The 4,391-nt window shown below is 41.8% G+C and carries 4 protein-coding genes and 2 pseudogenes; 3 read left to right on the top strand and 3 right to left on the bottom strand.

Going from position 1 to position 4,391, the window contains the following annotated elements; all coding sequences use genetic code 11:
- The first annotated feature begins 472 nt into the window (after positions 1-472).
- Positions 473-877 (top strand): nuclear transport factor 2 family protein, encoded by a 405-nt coding sequence (locus tag ACYTXL_RS04790; RefSeq protein WP_461923714.1) that lies wholly within the window; start codon positions 473-475, stop codon positions 875-877.
- A gap of 108 nt (positions 878-985) precedes the next feature.
- A pseudogene (locus tag ACYTXL_RS04785) lies at positions 986-1,581 on the top strand (Uma2 family endonuclease).
- Positions 1,582-1,709: 128 nt separating this feature from the next.
- On the opposite strand, the gene ACYTXL_RS04780 reads toward ACYTXL_RS04785, so the two are convergent.
- The 3 genes from ACYTXL_RS04780 to bcp form a co-directional block, all read right to left on the bottom strand.
- Entirely contained in the window at positions 1,710-2,033 is a 324-nt protein-coding gene (locus ACYTXL_RS04780; protein WP_334788223.1) for an RNA recognition motif domain-containing protein, read from the bottom strand.
- 264 nt (positions 2,034-2,297) lie between these two features.
- Entirely contained in the window at positions 2,298-2,840 is a 543-nt protein-coding gene (locus ACYTXL_RS04775) for a phycobiliprotein lyase (protein ID WP_461923713.1), read from the bottom strand.
- A gap of 638 nt (positions 2,841-3,478) precedes the next feature.
- Complete coding sequence (gene bcp / locus ACYTXL_RS04770) at positions 3,479-3,958, bottom strand: thioredoxin-dependent thiol peroxidase (protein WP_461923715.1); 480 nt, start codon at positions 3,956-3,958, stop codon at positions 3,479-3,481.
- Between the two features lie 283 nt (positions 3,959-4,241).
- Between bcp and ACYTXL_RS04765 the strand changes: the two are divergent.
- Positions 4,242-4,391 (top strand): annotated as a pseudogene (locus tag ACYTXL_RS04765) (FAD-binding domain-containing protein); the annotation flags it as partial.

Genomic DNA, 4,391 nt, shown 5'->3' with positions numbered 1-4,391 from the left:
TCCTTCAAGCAAGTCAACTCGTGGAAAGAGGAAACCCAAAGAGCGATCTTTGGAATCCCCACCCTCTACGAAGTAGGGTGGGGAGGATGTCAAGCTCTCTTGTGGTTTTATCATCAATTAAAGGGTTTAAGACCCTCTCTTACAAAGTTCTGAGGGTCGGTTTCCGATCCTCAGACTTTGCGCTACGTCTATAGGTAGGATCAGTTACCCTGCGGGAAGCAAGCTACAGTCGGGGTTTAAATCAAGAGAAGTTGCCACAACGCTCTTAACCCGTGCAAGGCAGTTCTCTTCTCTGCGAGACGCTACGCGAACGTCTGAAAATGTCTTGAATTTTAAATTTTGAATTTTGAATTGTTAATATGCCCTTAGATGAAGATGTGGCTCAGGTTTTCACCACACCAGAATCGGGTAATGAATGCCTCCCTTTTTTGGGTAGGGTAGTATAAAATTAGTTTCGGAGAAACTATTAAGCATGACTCTGGCATCAAGTAGAAAAGCAGACTATTTAGAGGAATCACTTCTCCGTGAATTTGAGGAGTATTTGCTTCAACCGAATGTGCGAAAGTCAGCTAAAGATGTCATGGACTTACTTGCTGACGAGTTCATTGAGTTCGGAAGCTCAGGGCGTGTTTTCGATAAACAGCAAATTATCAAGAGCTTACAGAATGAACCCATCGAACCCCTGACTCAGAGATCGATAACAGAATTCAAAACGTTAGTTTTAGCAACAGGGGTTATTTTAGTAACTTATCGTATAGTCAGACATGGTGGATCTGGCGAACAGCCTGTTCATTCGCTGCGAAGTTCCATCTGGAAATTGAACAATGATCGATGGAAAATGATCTTTCATCAGGGCACTTTGGTTAGAGAATCATGAGTCATAGGCGTGCTGATTTGAGCCTAGAGGAATTTATTGCATTACTGTAGCGTGAGTTATTGAGTGTGTCAGCGATCGCGCGGCTTTGAATGAAAAAGGAGCAGTTCAATGGATACAGTTGTGCTAAATCTAGACCGAATTGTTCATCTAACGGATGAGCAGTTTTATCAACTCTGCATGGCGAATAAAGATTTGAATCTGGAACTAAATGCCGAAGGAGAACTGATTCTTGTGCCACCAGTTGGAGGAGAAAGGGGAAATCAAGAGGCGGGACTGATTAGAGACTTGGAAATTTGGAACCGCCAAACAAAATTAGGAATAGTTTTTAGTTCCTCGACTATCTTTAGATTGCCGAATGGAGCAAACCGTTCTCCTGATGCTGCTTGGGTAAAATTGTCACGATGGGAAGCGTTAACTCTTGAGGAGCGTCAAAAATTCCCGCCACTAACGCCTGACTTTATAATTGAACTCAGATCCCAGAGCGATGTCTGGCGACAAGCCGCTACGCATCTACGCTTAAAAACCTTCCAAAACAAGATGCAGGAATATATAGAAAATGGTTTACGCTTGGGTTGGCTGATCAATCCTCAAGAACAGCAGGTGGAGATTTACCGAAAAGGATTGGATTGCCTGTAGAGGTAATTCAAATGCCAGTGCTACTTTCTGGGGAAGAGGTTTTGCCTGGGTTTCAGTTACAGGTATGATATTATCTTACAATTGCCAAAGCATCCCAACGGAAATTATTTCGAGTCAAAGTTTTACATAGAAAAGGCTCAAGCATTGCTACCTGAGCCTTTTCTAAATTCAATTAAATTACTTTCGTCTATTCAGCTTAGTAACGGTTACGATTATAGCCACCGCCACCACCGCCACCGCCACGGTTTCCACCACCGAAGGAGGAACCACCCCTGTCTTCTCTGGGCTTGGCTTTATTAACTTTGAGGTCACGACCAAGCCATTCAGCACCATCAAGGGCTTCAATGGCTTTTGTTTCTTCATCTTCTGAATTCATTTCCACAAAAGCAAAGCCGCGTAAACGACCTGTTTCACGGTCAGTCGGTAATTGAACACGCTTTACACTACCATATTCTGCAAATACAGCACTTAGCGCGTCTTGTGTAACTTCATAGGAGAGGTTACCTACGTAAATTGACATTAAATGTCTCCAAAATCATAAGTTTGTAGAGATTTAGATTTCGGAGAGAAGTCTGTAATACCAAAAGGGAAAAGCCTGTCAATACTAAAAACAAACACTGTCGCCGAATTAATTCTCATTTCACTTCCCATGATGGCATAACAACTAACTTTCTGGGGTAAAGTTTCAAAAAATGTTATAAAAAGTTATGTTGCCAGTTGATAGCTAAGTGCTGGCTAGTCCCAAAATGGGTGAGGCTATAGGGAACCACACCCACGAGATAAACTAACTTTCCACTCTCTTTTCTAAATATTGACCAATCATCAACTGCTCACCAGCACGGGAGATAATGGTTTGTCTGGTGCGGTATTTGCTACCAATTAGCTTTAACTCTTCCTCAAACACTGAGCTATTGTATTGAGTTCGCAAACACAGTGTTTTCGGGTTAGAGAAACAATACTGGGCGATGACTGGTTTGGATATGGCAAAACCGCGATCGCGATATAAAATGTTTCCCATAACCCCAAATAATGTTGAACCTTGCGACTCTTTCGTTGCCTTCAGCACATCCCTACTTTCCCATGTAACAGCGGCACCACAGATCAAACTATCTGTATCAGATAAATCGTGCATTTGAGCTAGCTTTTGCAATTCATCACAGCCTTGCTCTAAAAAATTGATCGTAACTATACTTTCCATTTCCTTGGTTTCTCCCTCAGGTAGGGTGTAGTAGCGTCGTTGCGATTGCCACTTACCCATTGATTCCTGGAAAAATTCGGAAATCTGGGATTCCTGAGCAGTTTGTGCAATTTTTAGCAATGATGTCACTCGTAACTTTCCTCGCCTAAGGTTATCTGGTAGCTGTAGTAGATAGATATCGGGCTTTTCTTTGCTGTATATGCGATCGGTTGATCGAAATCTTACAGCCTCAAAAAAAGCAATATATGTTTACTATTCTTAATATATTAGATCAAGCGTAAAAATTACTAGTTGCTATGGTTAAGTTTGGCTATGTAAGCCTAAGTACAGTTATTTGGTACTGCCCATTTTAGAAGTAGGGGCGTAAAACTCCTATATCTTCAGTAAACCCAAGTCTTCTACTAGCGTCAGATTGCAATAACCTTAAAAATATTTATACTTAAGTTAAGAATTGCATCGTCAGCTAAAAAGCTGTGTCATCAATGTAATGAGTTAAAGTGGTGAGAATTTTTCGTGATAAAAAAGTAGTTTTTGATACAAAATTCTGCAAGAAGATAGCTAATTGACTCTCGCCGCTTTTCACTAGTCATACTGTCTCAAAATTAATTGGTAATGCACGGCTGTTTAACCCCAAAAGCTCCCCAAATAGGAGAAAAATAAATGATTTTGGACAATACAACTTGCACAATCAGGGCGGGCAAGACTTCGGCGTGAGCGCTCAGTCGAACGCTGCCCACCCCACAACCATATCAGATTAACTTTTGAATCTACGCGGCTGCTAATTCCCCTAATTTAGTTAAAACTGCCTGAGCATGACCTTTGGTTTTCACATTAGGCCAAGTATAGGCAATAATTTTATCAGGTGAAATTATGAAGGTTGAGCGAGCAACACCCATATATTCTTTGCCCATAAATTTTTTCAATTGCCAAGCGCCGTAAGCTTCTGTCAAAATATGTTCTGGGTCACTCAAAAGGGTGATTGACAAATTATGTTTGCTGATAAATTTACAATGGGACTTACCCGAATCTGGACTTACGCCTAAGATTTTCGCTCCCAGTGCGCTGAAGTCTTGATACAACTCGGTGAAATCTTTCGCTTCGGTGGTACAGCCCGGTGTATCATCTTTGGGGTAGAAATAGAGGACAATCCACTGACTGCTAAGGTCGTCGAGAGTGACTGAATTGCCATTTTGGTCAGGGGTAGAGAAATCTGGCGCTGGTTGTCCGATTTGGGCAATGTTGCTCATGATGGGGGTGTGAGAAATTGCGTAAGCGTAGCCCGTCGTAGACATCGCTTTAGAATTGTACATAGATTAGGCTATGCTTTTTCCCATGAGGGATACTAATACAGTGGCTTAGATACAAATCCTAACCCGTTCAAAATCATTGCTTTGACAAGACATTAATTCGTAGGAAATTCTCTTTGGAAAAACTTTGCGTCCCTCTGCGCTTACTTTGCGTTTATCCACCATAATAATGACTTAACCTACAAGTATTTTTGTTTATCTATTCTCACCCTTCAAAGTTCACATGACTAAAGATATGCAACGCGAATTTACCAACCGCAATGAGTTGGTAGCCTACCTCCGCGAACAATTCCCAGATGCAGCAGAACGCGATGACCACATCAGCGAAACTCTGGGGGGACGCCAAGCGGCACAAAAAGCGCTGCAAAAAATC

This window comes from Nostoc sp. (assembly GCF_054880495.1).
Note: the sequence above shows the minus strand (reverse complement) of the source record. Positions and strands in the feature narration are given on the sequence as shown.